The organism is Acidovorax sp. SDU_ACID1 (assembly GCF_045291395.1).
Lineage (GTDB): Bacteria > Pseudomonadota > Gammaproteobacteria > Burkholderiales > Burkholderiaceae_C > MR-S7.
In genome coordinates, this window is the sequence record NZ_CP152342.1 from 1,089,247 (window position 1) to 1,104,264 (window position 15,018).

At 70.3% G+C, this 15,018-nt stretch carries 13 protein-coding genes, 1 tRNA gene and 2 pseudogenes; 13 read left to right on the top strand and 3 right to left on the bottom strand.

What is annotated here, in order from left to right; genetic code table 11:
• Positions 1-112: 112 nt before the first annotated feature.
• The 7 genes and pseudogenes from AAG689_RS05305 to AAG689_RS05335 form a co-directional block, all read left to right on the top strand.
• Positions 113-409 (top strand): annotated as a pseudogene (locus AAG689_RS05305) (hypothetical protein); the annotation flags it as partial.
• A gap of 8 nt (positions 410-417) precedes the next feature.
• Positions 418-2,081 (top strand): annotated as a pseudogene (locus AAG689_RS05310) (PepSY-associated TM helix domain-containing protein).
• On the top strand, positions 2,078-2,425 hold the full coding sequence (locus AAG689_RS05315; protein WP_406625039.1) for a DUF3325 domain-containing protein: 348 nt from the start codon (positions 2,078-2,080) through the stop codon (positions 2,423-2,425). The pseudogene AAG689_RS05310 and the gene AAG689_RS05315 overlap by 4 nt, the downstream one beginning before the upstream one ends.
• 10 nt (positions 2,426-2,435) lie before the next feature.
• On the top strand, positions 2,436-3,614 hold the full coding sequence (locus AAG689_RS05320) for an efflux RND transporter periplasmic adaptor subunit (RefSeq protein WP_406625040.1): 1,179 nt from the start codon (positions 2,436-2,438) through the stop codon (positions 3,612-3,614).
• The gene (locus AAG689_RS05325) at positions 3,614-5,575 is read left to right on the top strand and encodes an ABC transporter permease (protein WP_406625041.1); all 1,962 of its coding nucleotides are present in this window, start codon (positions 3,614-3,616) and stop codon (positions 5,573-5,575) included. Before AAG689_RS05320 ends, AAG689_RS05325 begins: the two co-directional genes overlap by 1 nt.
• A 10-nt stretch (positions 5,576-5,585) precedes the next feature.
• Positions 5,586-7,010: an efflux transporter outer membrane subunit gene (locus tag AAG689_RS05330; RefSeq protein WP_406625042.1), complete on the top strand. Its 1,425-nt coding sequence runs from the start codon at positions 5,586-5,588 to the stop codon at positions 7,008-7,010.
• Positions 7,007-7,444: a Fur family transcriptional regulator gene (locus AAG689_RS05335; RefSeq protein WP_406625043.1), complete on the top strand. Its 438-nt coding sequence runs from the start codon at positions 7,007-7,009 to the stop codon at positions 7,442-7,444. Before AAG689_RS05330 ends, AAG689_RS05335 begins: the two co-directional genes overlap by 4 nt.
• 82 nt (positions 7,445-7,526) lie before the next feature.
• Here AAG689_RS05335 and AAG689_RS05340 read toward each other — a convergent pair.
• The 3 genes from AAG689_RS05340 to AAG689_RS05350 all read right to left on the bottom strand — a co-directional run bounded on the left by AAG689_RS05340 (position 7,527) and on the right by AAG689_RS05350 (position 9,319).
• A tRNA-Ser gene (locus AAG689_RS05340) sits at positions 7,527-7,616 on the bottom strand.
• A 69-nt stretch (positions 7,617-7,685) separates the two neighbouring features.
• The gene (locus tag AAG689_RS05345; protein WP_406625044.1) at positions 7,686-8,831 is read right to left on the bottom strand and encodes an ABC transporter substrate-binding protein; all 1,146 of its coding nucleotides are present in this window, start codon (positions 8,829-8,831) and stop codon (positions 7,686-7,688) included.
• Entirely contained in the window at positions 8,828-9,319 is a 492-nt protein-coding gene (locus AAG689_RS05350; RefSeq protein ID WP_406625045.1) for a fasciclin domain-containing protein, read from the bottom strand. The genes AAG689_RS05345 and AAG689_RS05350 overlap by 4 nt, the downstream gene beginning before the upstream one ends.
• Before the next feature lie 189 nt (positions 9,320-9,508).
• On the opposite strand from AAG689_RS05350, the gene pstS reads away from it, so the two are divergent.
• The 6 genes from pstS (at position 9,509) to phoB (ending at position 14,945) form a co-directional block, all read left to right on the top strand.
• On the top strand, positions 9,509-10,549 hold the full coding sequence (gene pstS / locus AAG689_RS05355; protein ID WP_406625046.1) for a phosphate ABC transporter substrate-binding protein PstS: 1,041 nt from the start codon (positions 9,509-9,511) through the stop codon (positions 10,547-10,549).
• Positions 10,550-10,622: 73 nt separating this feature from the next.
• The gene (gene pstC, locus AAG689_RS05360; RefSeq protein WP_406625047.1) at positions 10,623-11,648 is read left to right on the top strand and encodes a phosphate ABC transporter permease PstC; all 1,026 of its coding nucleotides are present in this window, start codon (positions 10,623-10,625) and stop codon (positions 11,646-11,648) included.
• Positions 11,645-12,526, top strand: coding sequence for a phosphate ABC transporter permease PstA (pstA, locus tag AAG689_RS05365; RefSeq protein WP_020229298.1), 882 nt, complete (start codon positions 11,645-11,647; stop codon positions 12,524-12,526). Before pstC ends, pstA begins: the two co-directional genes overlap by 4 nt.
• Before the next feature lie 18 nt (positions 12,527-12,544).
• Positions 12,545-13,330: a phosphate ABC transporter ATP-binding protein PstB gene (pstB, locus tag AAG689_RS05370; protein ID WP_406625048.1), complete on the top strand. Its 786-nt coding sequence runs from the start codon at positions 12,545-12,547 to the stop codon at positions 13,328-13,330.
• Between the two features lie 175 nt (positions 13,331-13,505).
• Positions 13,506-14,207: a phosphate signaling complex protein PhoU gene (phoU, locus tag AAG689_RS05375; RefSeq protein WP_406625049.1), complete on the top strand. Its 702-nt coding sequence runs from the start codon at positions 13,506-13,508 to the stop codon at positions 14,205-14,207.
• A gap of 18 nt (positions 14,208-14,225) precedes the next feature.
• Positions 14,226-14,945, top strand: coding sequence for a phosphate regulon transcriptional regulator PhoB (phoB, locus tag AAG689_RS05380; protein ID WP_020229301.1), 720 nt, complete (start codon positions 14,226-14,228; stop codon positions 14,943-14,945).
• Positions 14,946-15,018 lie beyond the last annotated feature (73 nt).

Here is a 15,018-nt window from a genome sequence, read left to right on the forward strand (position 1 = left end):
CCCTTTTTGGGTTTTCGTTTGTCATGTATGGAGAAGGGCCGTGTTTTCGGCCCGGCCCGACCGTAGAGAAATCCGGCCGCCCCTGAGGGGCGCAGCCCCGAGCAGCCACCCCATGACCCGTTTTCCTGCCGCCCTCCCGGGCCTGTCCATCCTCTCCCGCCTGTTGGCCGCCGTGCTCGGCGGCTATCTGCTGGCCAGCGCGCTGGCAGTGTTCCTGCCAGCGGCGCTGCCCGGCCCGCGCGCCGAGGCCGTGCTGGTGGGCGTGCAGTGGAGTTTCGCGCTGCATGTGCTGGCGGTGGTCTGGGCGTTCTCGCCGCTCTCACCGGCTCGGGTCTGGTGGGGTCTGCTGGGGTTCGCGGCGGCGCTGGCGGGCCTGGCGGCGGTGATCGGGCTCTGGACACGCGGGGGGCTTGAGCGGTGGCCCGGCAGAAAAATGCATCCGGCGCGGGGCAGGGGGCTTTCGCCAGGCCCAGGCCTGGCTGCATACCTGGTGCGGGCTGTGGTTCTCGTGGCTGCTGTTCGCGGTGTTCCTCACAGGCACGCTGGCCGTGTTCGAGGAGGCCATCACCCACTGGATGGCGCCCGAGCACCACGCCGGGGAGGCCGCGACAGCCCAGGCGCCCGCGGGCGCGGGCCGCGCGCAGCGCCTTGCCTGGGGGCTGGCCTACATGGAGCAGCACCACCCGGGTGCCGGGATGTGGGAGCTGTGGCCCGCGAACGCCGAAGGCGCGGGCGAACTGCGCGTGTACTGGTTCGACGACCAGCGCCAGTACGCCTCGGCCGACCTGGACACTGCCACGGGCCGGCCGCTGCCCGCGCGCGCCCAGGGCGCCGCGCGCGCCACCCTGGGCGGCCACCATTTCGTGGACTTCCACTACGAACTGCATGCCGGGCAGGCCGGGCTCTGGGTGGTCGGCATCGCAGCCATGGCCATGCTGGTGGCGCTGGTCAGCGGCGTGGTCACGCACCGGCGCATCTTCAAGGACTTCTTCACTTTCCGCGCGCGCAAGGGCCAGCGCAGCTGGCTCGACGCGCACAACACGGTGGCTGTGCTGACGCTGCCGTTCCAGTTCATGATCGCCTACACGGGCATCGTCCTGTCGGGCATGACCTTCATGCCCGCGGGCATCGCGGCCCATTTCGGCGTTGGCAGCGAGGGCACGCGGGCCTACCTCGCCGCGCTCCATGAGTCCGGCAAGCCCCGGCCCTCGGGGCAAGCCATGGCAGTGCCCGCGCTGGAGCCGTTCGCACAGCGCGGGCAGGCACTGATCGGCCAGCCCGTGCGGGCCGTGGTCATCGACCACCCGGGCGATGCCGCCGCGCGCATCGGCGTCTATGGCTGGAACAGCGGCGACAGCATGCGCCAGCGCCTGAGCCCCACCAGCGGCATGGCGATGTTCTCGGCCGCGACGGGCGAGGTGCTGCAGGTGCGCCTGCCCGGCGGGGTGGATGGAGGGACGGCCTCGCTGGCACAGTCCGTGATGGGCGGCCTGCACATGGTGCAGTTCGGCGGCCTGGCGCTCAAGTGGCTGTATTTCCTGTGCGGTCTGGCAGGCAGCGCGATGGCGGCCACGGGGGCCATCCTGTTCATGGTCAAGCGCCGCGGCAAACACCTGGGCGAATTCGGCGCTGCAACGGCGCGCGTGTACCGGCTGATCGAGGGCATGAACGTGGCGGCCATCGCGGGCCTGGGCCTGGCCTGCATCGGCTACCTGTGGGCCAACCGGCTCGTGCCCGTGGGACTGGCGCATCGGGGCGACTGGGAGCTGGCCGTTTTCTTCGGCGTCTGGGGGCTGGCCCTTGCGCATGCGCTGGTGCGTGCGCCTGCGGCCGCGTGGCGGGCGCAACTGGGCCTGCTGGCCGTGCTGTGCCTGTCGCTGCCGATGCTGAACGGGCTGTCGATGGGCGACCACCTGCCTGCGCAGGTGCTGCGCGGCGACTGGGAGAGCGCGGGCGTGGAGCTGTTCTGCATGGCGGCAGGGCTGGCAGCGGCCGGAGCCTGGCACTGGCAGAGGCGCCGCAGCGCGGCAACCGGGCGGCCACGGCCGGCGGGCGATGCCGGGGCGGAGGTGCGCACATGAGCCCGCTGCACGCTTCGTTCCTGGCGCTGGCCTCGGCCTATGCGGGCATGGCGGCGCTGGCCTTCGCCATGGACCGCCACCATGCGCAGCTGACGGGCGCGCAGGAGGTGCCATTGGCGCGCCAGCGGCTGCTGCGCTGCGCCGGCGCGCTGCTGCTGGCTGCGGCGGGCATCCCGTGCGTCCTGGCCTGGGGCGCCACGGTGGGGCCGGTGGCCTGGCTGGGCTGGCTGTCCGCCGGGGCTCTGGGCGCAACGGCATTCATCGGCGCCGCGGCGCGCGTGGCGGCCGGGGTGGCATGCGCCGCAGCGGCCGCGGCGGTGCTCGGACTGGTCCACGGCGTGTGAGGAAAGTGCAATGAAACATACCCAGCTGCGTTGGGCAGCTATCGCGGCGGTGGCCGCGCTCGCCATCGGTGCGGGCTTCTGGTGGGCCCAGCGCCCGGCTGTGGCCTACCAGACCGAGACGGTGGCCCGTGCAGACATCGAAGCCACCGTGACGGCCATCGGCACGCTGCAGCCGCGCCGCTACGTGGATGTGGGCGCCCAGGTGTCGGGCCAGGTCACGCGGCTGCGCGTGGAGCCCGGCGCGCAGGTGGCCAAGGGCGATCTGCTGGTGGAGATCGACCCCAGCGTGCAGCGCGCCACGGTGGACGCGGGCCGCGCCCAACTGGCCGGGCTGCGCGCGCAGCTGGCCGAGCAGCAGGCCCGGCGCCGGCTGGCCGAGCAGCAGCTCGCGCGCCAGCGGCAGCTGAGCCGCGACGGCGCCACGCGCGAGGAGGACGTGCAGACGGCCGAAGCCAACCTGGCCATGGCCGTGGCGCGCATCGGCCACCTGAGTGCGCAGCTTGACCAGACCCAGGCCACGCTCCAGGCCGACGAGGCCCGCCTGGGCTACACGCGCATCTATGCGCCCATGGCCGGCACCGTGGTGTCGGTGGAGGCGCGCGAAGGCCAGACGCTCAATGCCACCTACCAGACGCCGAACATCCTGCGCATCGCCGATCTGTCGGCCATGACGGTCTGGACCGATGTCTCCGAGGCCGACGTGCGCCGCGTCCGGCAGGGCATGCCGGTGTACTTCACGACGCTGGGCAGTGCCGGGCAGTCCAGGCCCCGGCGCTGGAGCGGCACGGTCCGCCAGGTGCTGCCCGCGCCCGCGGCCAGCCAGGCGCCGGCCGGCGGCACGGCGGCGTCGCCCGCGCCCGCCACCAAGGCCGTGGCATACACGGTGCTGTTCGACGTGGGCAACGAAGACGCCGAGCTGATGCCGCAGATGACGGCACAGGTGGTCTTCGTCACCGCCGACGCGCCGCAGGCACTGACCGTGCCGCTCACCGCCGTACAGGAGCGCGAGGACGGGCAGGGCCATGCGGCGCGCGTGCTCGACGCGCGCGGGCAGCCCGAGACTCGCAGCGTGAGGCTGGGCGTGCGCAGCCGCCACCAGGCCCAGGTGCTCGAAGGCCTGGCCGAAGGCGAGCGCGTCATCGTGGGCGAGACGCCGCTGGAGCGTGGTTTGCGGTGGCTCCAATGGTGATGAGCGGAGCATTGGATGCCGATGCGCCGCTGATCGCGCTGCACGGTATCTGCAAGCACTACGGCGGCGAGGGCGGGCAGCCGCGGGTGACGGTGCTGCACGGCATCGACCTGCAAATACATGCCGGGGAGTTCGTCGCCGTGGTGGGCAGCTCGGGCTCGGGCAAATCGACGCTGATGAACATCCTGGGCTGCCTGGACCGTCCCAGCGCGGGCAGCTACCGCTTCCAGGGGCAGGACGTGGCGCGGCTCGACGCCGATGCGCTGGCCTGGCTGCGGCGCGAGGCGTTCGGCTTCGTGTTCCAGGGCTACCACCTGATCGCCAGCGAAAGCGCGAGCGAGAACGTGCAGATGCCTGCCATCTACGCGGGCCTGCCCAAGGAGGAGCGCGTGCGCCGCGCGCAGGCGCTGCTCGCGCGCCTGGGGCTGGGCGAGCGCCTGGGCAACCGGCCCAACCAGCTCTCGGGCGGGCAGCAGCAGCGCGTGTCGATCGCGCGCGCGCTCATGAACGGCGGCCAGATCATCCTGGCCGACGAGCCCACAGGCGCGCTCGATTCGCACAGCGGCGCCGAGGTGATGGCGCTGCTGCGCGAGCTGGCCGACGCCGGCCACACCATCATCCTCATCACGCACGACCGCGCCGTGGCGGCGCAGGCGCGCCGCGTGATCGAGATCAGCGACGGGCGCATCGTCGGCGACAGCATGGTGGGCCGCGGGCGGCTGGCGCAGCCGCTGGCGCCCCGGTGCCCGGAGGCGGCCGGCACGCCCTGGCCGGCCGAACTGCTGGAGGCCGCACGCAGCGCCTGGCGCGGCATGCGGCTGAACCGCGTGCGCACCAGCCTGACGCTGCTGGGCATCGTCATCGGCGTGGCCTCGGTCATCGTGATGCTGGCCATCGGCGAGGGCGCGCGGCGCAAGGTGGTCGAGCAGATGGGCACCATGGGCACGGCCATCCTCTACATGGGCAGCAAGCCGCCGGCCACGGGCGGGCCTGCGGGCCAGATCACCGAGGACGACTTGGCCGCCCTGCGCGAGCTGCCCGAGATCCGGCGCGTGATGCCGGTCATCGGCGACCCGGTCACGGTGCGCTACGGCAATGCCGACAAGCAGGTCTACGTCTTCGCCGCGAGCGAAGAAATGCCGCTGGTGCACCACTGGAGAACTGCCCTGGGCCGCTACTACACCGAGGCCGAGGACCGCGACCTGGCACCCCTGGTGGTCCTGGGCCACAAGGCGCACAGGCATTTCTTTCCCGATACGCCCGACCCGCTGGGCCGGCAGCTCATCATCGGCACTTCGGCCTTCGAGGTCATCGGCGTGATGAGCGAGCGCGGCGCGGATTCCGGCGCGCAGGACTATGACGACATGGTGTTCATTCCCTACCGCTCGGGCCGCGCGCGCGTCTACCAGGCGCAGACCCAGCCCGACTACGTGGTGATCGAGGCGCGCAGCGCGCAGGTGGTGCACGAGGCCGAGCAGGCCATGCTCCGGCTGCTGCTGGCGCGGCACGGCGGGCGCGAGGACTTCGGCATCGGCAACGCGGCCGCGCGCATCCAGGCCGAGGCCGCCACGCGCGAGAGCATGGCCGTGATGCTGGGCCTGATCGCGGCCGTCTCGCTGGTCGTAGGCGGCATCGGCGTGATGAACGTCATGCTGATGACGGTGCGCGAGCGCACGCGCGAGATCGGCATTCGTATGGCCGTGGGCGCGCGCCAGGGCGACATCCTGCGCCAGTTCCTGACCGAGGCCAGCCTCGTCACCCTGGTGGGCGGCCTGGCCGGACTGCTCGCGGGCCTGGCCGTGGGCGTGGTGCTCATCGCCTCGGGCGTGCCCGTGGTGTTCTCGGTGCGGGCCATGGTGGGCGCCTTTGCCTGCGCGGTGGCCACGGGGCTGGTGTTCGGCTACATGCCGGCGCGCACGGCGGCGCGGCTCGATCCGGTGCGTGCGTTGGCGGGGGAGTGAGATGCAAGGCATGAGCAAACCCGGGCAGCACTGGGCCCGCTTCGCAGGCATGGCGCTGGCCGTCGCGGCGCTGGCAGGCTGCGGAGTGCCCAGGGCCGTGCAACAGCCGCCAGCGGCAACCCTGGCGCCCACGCATTGGCCGCATGCCGAAGGCGCTGCGGCAGAGGCCATCGCGGCGCAATGGTGGCAGGCCTTCGGCAGCGAGGAACTGGACCACCTCGTCGCGCTCGCCCATGCCCGGAGCCAGGACATCGCGGCCTCCGCGGCACGGGTGCGCCAGGCGCAGGCTGCGGCGCATGCGGCCGGGGCGGCGCTGTGGCCTGCGCTGGAGGGCGGACTGAGTGCCCAGCGTGCCAGCAGGGCAACGGCCACCGGCGGGCAGGCCAGTCTCTACGGCGCTTCGCTGGTGGCAACCTACGAAGTGGACTTCTGGGGCCGCAACCGCGCCGCGCACGAAGCCGCGTCGGCTGCCTGGCAGGCCAGCCGCTTCGCCCGCGACACGGTGCGGCTCACGGTGACAGCGCAGGTGGCCCATGGCTGGCTGCAGGCCGTGGCCCTGCGGGAGCGCCAGCACATCGCGCAGCAGAACCTTGCCACGGTCGAGCGGTTTCTGGCCCTGGTGGAGTCGCGTGTGCGCGCCGGCGCGGCGTCGCCGCTGGAGCTTGCGCAGCAGCGCGGCCTGGTGGCTGCCCAGAAGCAGATGCTGGCCGAGCTGCGCGGCCAGGGCGAAGGGGCCGCGGTGGCGCTGTCCTTGTTGCTGGGCCAGGCGCGGCGCATCGATCTGCGCACGCCATCGCTGCAGGCGCTGGCGTTGCCCCGGGTGGGCGCCGGCCTGCCGGCCCAACTGCTGGAGCGCCGCCCCGACATCGCCCAGGCCGAGGCGCTGCTGGCCGCTGCCAGCGCAGACGTGCAGGCCGCGCGCGCGGCGCTCTGGCCCCGGCTGACCCTCACGGGCAGCGCGGCAGCGAGCGCGGGCCGTGCCGCCGACTGGCTGCACGCGCCCGTGGCCACACTGCTGGCGGGGCTGGCAGGGCCCATCTTCGACGGAGGCCGTCTGGCGGCGCAGCACGACGCCGCGCAGGCCCGGCGCGAAGAACTATTGGCGAATTACCACAAAGCCATCGTTGCGGCCTTCACGGATGTCGAACTGGCCCTCGATGCCTCCGCCTCCCTGGAGGAGCAGGCCAGGGCGCAGGACGAGGCGCTCGTGCAGGCGCGTGCGGCCCTGGCGCTGGCGGAAAGCCGCTACCGGTCGGGGGCGGAGACGATGCTGGCGTTGCTGGACGCCCAGCGCGTCGTGACTGCGGCGCAAGACGCGCAGGTGCAGATCCGGCTCGCGCGGCTGCAGGCGGCCGTGTCGCTGTACCGCGCGCTCGGAGGCGGCTGGCGCCCGCCCGAGGCTACGTCCATGGCACAGGCGGAGCCATTGCCATGACGGTATCGGGGAACGCCCTCCAGCGGCTGCGTGAGGCGGGCGTGCGGCCCACGGTGCCGCGCATCGCCGTGCTGCAGGTATTCGACGATCTCGGGGACCAGCCGCTGTCCGTCGAAGAGGTCTTCCGTCGAATCTCCGAGCGCGGGCTGCGTGTGAGCCTGGGCACGGTCTATCGCTCGGTGCGCCAGATGGAAGCACAGGGGGTATTGCACTCAGCATACCCTGCGGGAACCAAGCGGCTTTACCGGCTGCAGGGCGCGGAGCCGGTTGCAGGAAAGACGGCCACGCCCTTGTGGCTGGTGAACCGCAGCAATGGCGAGCGGGTGCAGGTGTCCGACAGCGAACTGCTCGCCAGATTGCTGATGGCCGCGGCGCGTTCCGGGCTGGTGCTGAACGGCAGCCGGATGGCCGTGGAGTTCGACGGCACGCAGTAGCCTCGGAAATAAAAAAGCTGCATCAGAGGTGATGCAGCTTTTGTCATGTGCCGATCGCCTGAGGCGACCGAACTTACCCAACTGGCGGAGAGGGCGGGATTCGAACCCGCGGTGGGGATTAGCCCACACACGCTTTCCAGGCGTGCGACTTAAACCGCTCATCCACCTCTCCGAAGCCCGCTATTGTAGCAGGACTTCGGGCCGCGTTCGGGAAAGAACCAGGCGCGAACCGCCGGCCGTCTCACCCGACGATGCGGCCATCGGTGGTCAGCATGCTTTGCGTGACGTGGGTGGTGGCAAGGCGGCGGCCTTCGTAGGCGACCACGAAGCCGCCCACCTGGACTTCCGAGCGCTTCCTGAACGCGGCCAGGGCGCTGGCGCGGTGCAGCGGGCCGGTGACGGAGGCCAGGACCTCGGCCGTGTAGCGGGCGGCGATGAAGCCTGCCAGTCCTTGGGGGGACGGGGGTTCGTCGTACAGCCGGGCCATCACCTCGCGGTAGGTCCGCACGACGGGCAGGCTGGCGGTGACCAGCGGCACGGGCTGCGTGGCGATCACCGAGACGTTGCGGTGCAGGCCGCCCATTTGGGCCAGCACCTGCAGGTTGACGTCGGCCAGCGCGATCACGTAGCACTGGCGTCCCTGGGGCAGGGCCATGCGGCGCACGTAGTCGTGCAGTTCGGGCGTGCCGCCCACGAAGAGGACGATGGCGGGTGGCGCGGGGTGGCGCTGCGCCGCGGGCAGGGTCTGCATGCGCAGCCCCACGGCGGCGCCCGCCTGCGTGACGGAGTCCTGCAGTTGCCGCTGCAGGTCCGCATGGGCGAAGACCACGCCCGCCTGCTGCACGCCCATGACGGACAGCGATCGCACGGCGTGGGCGATCTGGGCCTGGTAGTTGGGAAAGATGCCGAAGACGGTGTCGCCGGGGTCCTGCCACTGGCGGTGCAGCCACGGCGCAGCGTGGGGCAGGGGCGCATCCGCGGGCTGCAGCGATGCGATGGCGGCGGCGGTGCCGTCGCCCACGCAGCCGGAGAGGGCGACGCAGACCGGGTCTGCGTGCGCCGTCTGCCATGCAGCGCGCAGGCTGGCGGCGGAGCCGTCGGTTTCCAGGACCAGGTGCTGCACCGGCTTGCCGCGCAGCCCGCCCTGGGCATTGAAGGCGGCCCAGGCGGCGCGGGAGCCGACGAGGAAGTCGCGGCTCACGTCCTGGTGCCGGGCCGACAGGTCCACGATCTGCGCAACGGCGATGCTGCGCATGTCCTGGGCGCGCGCGGGCATGGCCGGCAGCGCCCAGGCGGCGGTGGCCGCGCCGGCGGCCTGCAGGACGGCGCGGCGGCGCGGCGCGGGGAGGGCGGCGATGGCCATGGCGCTGCGGTGGCCCGTGCTCACTTGCGCGGGGGCATCAGCACGCGGTCGATGGCGTGCACCACGCCGTTGCCGGCGCGGATGTCGGCCTGCTCCACAAGGGCGTCCTCCACCGTGAGGAAGGCGCCTGCGCGCGCGAGCGTGATGTCGGAGCCCTGCAGCGTCTTGAGCTTGCCGGCCTTGGCGTCGGCAGCGGCCAGGCGGGCGGCGACGATGTGGTGCGACAGCACGGCCTTGAACTGGGCCTTGTCGGCCTTGAGCGCCTCCAGGGTCTTGGCGGGCAGGGCCTGGAAGGCAGCATTGGTGGGCGCAAAGACGGTGTAGGGCCCCGTACCGTCCAGCGTGGCCAGCAGGCCGGCCTCGCCGGCGAGGCGGTGGAAAGTGCTCAGTGCGGGCGTGCGCGCCAGGGCGGCGGACACCGTGCCGGGCGCGGAGGCCGGGGTGGCGCAGGCGCCGAGGGTGGCCACGGTGGCCAGGGCCAGGACGGTTCGGAGTGCAGAGCGGCGGAACATGGTTTTCTCCCGTGTGGTGGGTCTGTGACCGACGGCAGTCGGCGGCGGGAGCGTACGCTGCGCATGCGACAGCCCCGTGACAGCGGCCGGCCGCGCCGCTGTGTGACGGTCATCCGGGGGTGTCATGTCGATGTCACAAACGCCTCCTAGAGTCACGGCATAGCGTTTTTTCAACCAAGAGGCTCTTTCATGAAACTCTCCGCGATTCGGGTTCTGGTGTCTGGTGTGGTGGCGATGGGTGCGTTCTCTGGCGCCTGGGCGCAGCAGGAAGCGACGGGCGCAGGCGCCAGCTTCCCCGCGCCGCTGTATTCCAAGTGGGCCGCCGACTACCACAAGGCCACGGGTGTGAAGATCAACTACCAGTCGGTGGGCTCCGGCGCGGGCCTGCGCCAGATCGAGGCCAAGACTGTGGATTTCGGCGCCTCCGACGCGCCGCTCAAGGACGAAGAGCTGGCGGCCAAGGGCCTGGTGCAGTTCCCCACCGTGATAGGCGGCATCGTCCCCGTGGTGAACATCAAGGGCATCCAGCCTGGCCAGCTCAAGCTCAGCGGCCAGGTGATCGGCGACATCTACCTGGGCAAGATCACCAAGTGGAACGACGAGGCCATCAAGGCGCTGAACCCCGGCCTGGGCCTGCCCGACGCCACCATCGCCCCCGTGCGCCGCGCCGACGGCTCGGGCACGACCTTCGGCTTCACCAACTACCTGTCCAAGGTGAACGCAGAGTGGAAGTCCAAGGTGGGCGAAGGCACGGCCGTGAACTGGCCCGTGGGTGCCGGCGGCAAGGGCAATGAGGGCGTGGCCGCCTTCGTGGGCCGCCTGCCCAACTCCATCGGCTACGTGGAATACGCCTACGTCAAGCAGAACAAGCTGACCTTCGCGCAGATGCAAAACAGCGCCGGCAACTTCGTCTCGCCCGACGAGTCTTCCTTCAAGGCCGCCGCCGCGGGTGCCGACTGGGCCAAGAGCTTCTACCAGATCCTGACTAACCAGCCCGGCAAGGACGCCTGGCCGATCACCTCCGCCACCTTCATCCTGATGCACAAGACGCAGGACAAGCCGGTGCAGGCCGCCACGGCGCTGAAGTTCTTCGAATGGGCCTACAAGGGCGGCGACAAGACCGCGTCCGACCTCGACTACGTGGCCATGCCCGAGAGCGTGAAGGGCGTGATCATGAAATCCTGGGACGGCATCAAGGACGCCTCGGGCAAGGCCATCGCCCTGAAGTAAGCTGGCGCCACCGGCCTGCCGCCCGGCGCGGCGGGCCGCCCCGATTCCTCCCATCACACACAAGGCAACCGACGTGTCCACAACGCTGCCAGTCCACCAGGCGCCGCCGCGCGATGCGGAGCGCGGCGCTTCCCGAAGCTCCCCGCCGCCGCGCTCCTCCATGGTTTCGGGCGTGCTCGCAGACCGCATCTTCGGCTGGATGGCGCGCGGCGCGGCGCTGCTGACGCTGTCGCTGCTGCTGGGCATCCTGGCCTCGCTGGTGTACGGCGCCTGGCCTTCCATCCAGCAGTACGGCCTGGGCTTCCTGACCAGCAGCGCCTGGGACCCGGTGCAGAACGAGTATGGCGGCCTGGTGATGATCTACGGCACGCTGGCCACGTCGCTCATCGCGTTGCTGATCGCCGTGCCGGTGAGCTTCGGCATCGCGCTGTTCCTGACCGAGCTGTCGCCCGCCTGGCTCAAGCGGCCCCTGGGCACGGCCATCGAACTGCTGGCGGCGGTGCCCTCCATCGTCTACGGCATGTGGGGCCTGATGGTGTTCGGCCCCATCCTCGCCACCTATGTGCAGCAGCCGCTGCAATCGCTGTTTTCCGGTGTCCCCTACCTGGGCGCGCTCGTCTCCGGCCCGCCGGTGGGCATCGGCATCCTGTCGGCCGGCATCATCCTGGCGATCATGATCATCCCGTTCATCGCCTCGGTGATGCGCGACGTGTTCGAGGTCACGCCCGCGCTGCTCAAGGAATCCGCCTACGGCCTGGGCTCCACCACCTGGGAGGTGGTGTGGAAGGTCGTGCTGCCCTACACCAAGTCGGGCGTGCTCGGCGGCGTCATGCTCGGCCTGGGCCGGGCGCTGGGCGAGACGATGGCCGTCACCTTCGTGATCGGCAACATGAACCAGCTCAATTCCCTGTCGGTGTTCGAGGCGGCCAACAGCATCACCTCGGCCCTGGCCAACGAATTCGCCGAGGCCGGCGAAGGCCTGCACCAGGCCTCGCTGATCTACCTGGGGCTGGTGCTGTTCTTCATCACCTTCGTCGTCCTGTCGCTGTCCAAACTGCTGCTGGCCCGCCTGAAGAAGGGCGAAGGAGCACGCGCATGAGCACCTCACGCCAACTCATCTCCGCCGCCGAACTGGCGCAAGTGCGCGCCCAGCGCTACGCATCGCGCAAGCGCCTGAACGGCATCGCGCTGACCCTGTCGCTGCTGGCGATGGCGTTCGGCGTGTTCTGGCTGATCTGGATCCTGTGGGAGACGATCCGCCTGGGCCTGGGCGGCCTGAGCGTCGCCCTGTTCACGCAGATGACGCCCCCGCCCAACGAGGCGGGCGGCATCGCCAACGCCATCTTCGGCTCCTTCGTCATGGTGCTGCTGGCCACCTTCGTGGGCACGCCCATCGGCATCATGGCGGGCGTCTACCTCGCCGAATACGACCCGCGCGGCTGGCTGGCCAGCACCACGCGCTTCGTCAACGACATCCTGCTGTCGGCGCCCAGCATCGTGATCGGCCTGTTCGTCTACGCCGTGGTCGTGGCGCGCTTCAAGAGCTTCTCGGCCTGGGCCGGCATCATCGCGCTGGCGCTGATCGTGATCCCGGTGGTGATCCGCACCACCGAGAACATGCTGGTGCTGGTGCCCGCAAGCCTGCGCGAGGCGGCCTACGCGCTGGGAACGCCCAAGTGGAAGGTCATCACCCTGGTGACGCTGCGCGCGGCCCGCGCGGGCGTCATCACCGGCGTGCTGCTGGCCGTGGCGCGCATCGCGGGCGAGACGGCGCCGCTGCTGTTCACCGCGCTCAACAACCAATTCTGGAACGGGGATCTCTCCAAGCCCATGGCCAGCCTGCCGGTCACCATCTTCAAGTTCGCGATGAGCCCCTACGAGAACTGGCAGCAGCTGGCCTGGGCCGGCGTGTTCCTCATCACCCTGGCCGTGCTCGGCCTGAACATCCTGGCCCGCGTGGTCACCCGCCAGAAGTAAACATCCGGGAAGAACCCCATGCCCACCACCCTCAAGACCCCAGAGCCGCTGCCGTCCAAGATCGCGGTGCGCGACCTGAACTTCTACTACGGCAAGTTCCACGCCCTCAAGAACATCAACCTCGACATCCCCGAGAAGAAGGTCACCGCCTTCATCGGCCCGTCGGGCTGCGGCAAGTCCACGCTGCTGCGCACCTTCAACCGCATGTTCGAGCTCTACCCCGAGCAGCGCGCGCAGGGCCAGATCCTGCTGGACGGCGAGAACCTGCTCACCAGCAAGGAAGACGTGGCGCTGATCCGCGCCAAGGTCGGCATGGTGTTCCAGAAGCCCACGCCGTTCCCGATGTCCATCTACGACAACATCGCCTTCGGCGTGAAGCTCTTCGAGAGCCTGAACGCCACCGACATGGACGACCGCGTGGAATGGGCGCTGCGCAAGGCCGCGCTTTGGAACGAGGTCAAGGACAAGCTGCACCAGAGCGGCGCCGGCCTGTCGGGCGGGCAGCAGCAGCGCCTGTGCATCGCGCGCGGCATCGCCATCAAGCCCGAGGTGCTGCTGCTCGACGAGCCCTGCTCGGCGCTGGACCCGATCTCCACCGCCAAGATCGAGGAACTGATCGCCGAGCTCAAGGACGACTACACCGTGGTCATCGTCACCCACAACATGCAGCAGGCCGCGCGCTGCAGCGACTTCACCGCCTACATGTACCTGGGCGACCTGGTGGAGTTCGGCCGCACGGAGCAGATGTTCTTCAAGCCGCAGCGCAAGGAGACAGAGGACTACATCACCGGAAGATTTGGATGACCCCCCTGAGCGGCTTCGCCGCTTCCCCCTCTTTGCTTCGCTACGCTGCGCAGTGGGGGACGCCACCAGCGCGGCGGGGCGGCCCTTGCGCGGTGGCCCTCGCCAGGGTTGCGCCAGTGGCATGCGATGTGGGCAAAGCATTGCGTCATTGGGCGTTGATTTCAAGGAAAAAGACATGACCGACAAGCACCTTTCCTCCCAGTTCGACAGCGAACTCAACAGCATCTCCGCCCGCGTGATGGAACTCGGCGGGCTGGTGGAATCTCAGATCCGCCAGGCCATTCACGCGCTGTCGCACTTCAGCATGGAGGCGGCCGAGCAGGTCGAGCAGCTCGAGCGCCGCGTGAACCGCATGGAAGTGGAGATCGACCACGAGCTGTCCACCGTCATCGCCCGGCGCCAGCCCACGGCGCGCGACCTGCGCCTGCTGATCGCCTTCTCCAAGGCCATCGCCAACCTGGAGCGCATGGGCGACGAGGCCACGCGCATGGCGCGCATGTGCCGCTCCATCATCGAAAGCGGCGCCGCGCGCTCGCTCCCCTCCAGCGACCTGCGCGTGGCGGCCGACCTGGCCTCGGGCCTGCTGCGCAAGGCGCTGGACGCGTTCGCGCGCCTGGACACCAAGGCGGCGGTCGCCATCCTCAAGGAAGACGACCTCATCGACCACGAGTTCGACGGCTTCGTGCGCAAGCTCATCACCTACATGATGGAGGATCCGCGCACCATCTCCGCCAGCCTGGACCTGCTGTTCCTGGCCAAGGCCATCGAGCGCATCGGCGACCACTCCAAGAACGTGGCCGAACTCATCATCTACCTGGTCGAAGGCAAGGACGTGCGCCACACCACGCTCGAGGAAATCGAGTCGGCCCTGGCCTGAGGAAGGGCACACCACCGCATGAAGAAACTCCCCCGCGTACTCATCGTCGAGGATGAAGCGCCCATCGCCGAGCTGGTGGCCGTGAACCTGCGGCACAACGGCTTCGCGCCGATCTGGGCCGAGGACGGCGAATCGGCCCAGCGCGAGCTCGACGCAGTGCTGCCCGACGTGATCCTGCTCGACTGGATGCTGCCGGGCGCCAGCGGCCTGCAGCTCGCGCGCCGCTGGCGCAGCGACGCGCGCACCAAGCAGATCCCCATCCTGATGCTTACCGCGCGCGGCGACGAGCCCGACAAGGTCTCCGGCCTGGACGCCGGCGCCGACGACTACATCACCAAGCCCTTCTCCACGCAGGAGCTGCTGGCGCGCATCCGCGCCGTGCTGCGCCGGCGCGCGCCCGAGCAGGTGAGCGACAGCGTCGCCATCGGCGAGCTGGTGCTCGACGCCGCCACCTACCGCGTCAGCTACCAGGGCCAGCCGCTCAAGGTGGGCCCCACCGAATTCAAGCTGCTGCACTACCTCATGAAGCACTCCGAGCGCGTGCACAGCCGCGCGCAGCTGCTCGACAAGATCTGGGGCGACCACGTCTTCATCGAGGAGCGCACGGTGGACGTGCACATCAAGCGCCTGCGCGAGGCCCTGGGCGGCGCCGGCCGCATGGTGGAGACCGTGCGCGGCGCGGGCTACCGGCTCACCGGGCAGGTGCAGGCCGATGCGCAGGACGGGATGCGCGCATGAGCGCGCGCTTCAAGAATGTGAGCTGCTTGCGCTTGATGCACAATGGTTTCAGGTGCTTTTTCATCTGAAACCC

What these genes read in the sequence shown, in the direction of transcription:
- pstA (WP_020229298.1), top strand. Translation starts at nt 11,645, where the DNA reads ATGAGCACCTCACGCCAACTCATCTCCGCCGCCGAACTGGCGCAAGTG.
- pstS (WP_406625046.1), top strand. Translation starts at nt 9,509, where the DNA reads ATGAAACTCTCCGCGATTCGGGTTCTGGTGTCTGGTGTGGTGGCGATG.
- AAG689_RS05330 (WP_406625042.1), top strand. Translation starts at nt 5,586, where the DNA reads ATGAGCAAACCCGGGCAGCACTGGGCCCGCTTCGCAGGCATGGCGCTG.
- AAG689_RS05325 (WP_406625041.1), top strand. Translation starts at nt 3,614, where the DNA reads ATGAGCGGAGCATTGGATGCCGATGCGCCGCTGATCGCGCTGCACGGT.
- AAG689_RS05335 (WP_406625043.1), top strand. Translation starts at nt 7,007, where the DNA reads ATGACGGTATCGGGGAACGCCCTCCAGCGGCTGCGTGAGGCGGGCGTG.
- AAG689_RS05350 (WP_406625045.1), bottom strand. Translation starts at nt 9,319, where the DNA reads ATGTTCCGCCGCTCTGCACTCCGAACCGTCCTGGCCCTGGCCACCGTG.
- AAG689_RS05320 (WP_406625040.1), top strand. Translation starts at nt 2,436, where the DNA reads ATGAAACATACCCAGCTGCGTTGGGCAGCTATCGCGGCGGTGGCCGCG.
- phoB (WP_020229301.1), top strand. Translation starts at nt 14,226, where the DNA reads ATGAAGAAACTCCCCCGCGTACTCATCGTCGAGGATGAAGCGCCCATC.
- AAG689_RS05315 (WP_406625039.1), top strand. Translation starts at nt 2,078, where the DNA reads ATGAGCCCGCTGCACGCTTCGTTCCTGGCGCTGGCCTCGGCCTATGCG.
- pstB (WP_406625048.1), top strand. Translation starts at nt 12,545, where the DNA reads ATGCCCACCACCCTCAAGACCCCAGAGCCGCTGCCGTCCAAGATCGCG.
- phoU (WP_406625049.1), top strand. Translation starts at nt 13,506, where the DNA reads ATGACCGACAAGCACCTTTCCTCCCAGTTCGACAGCGAACTCAACAGC.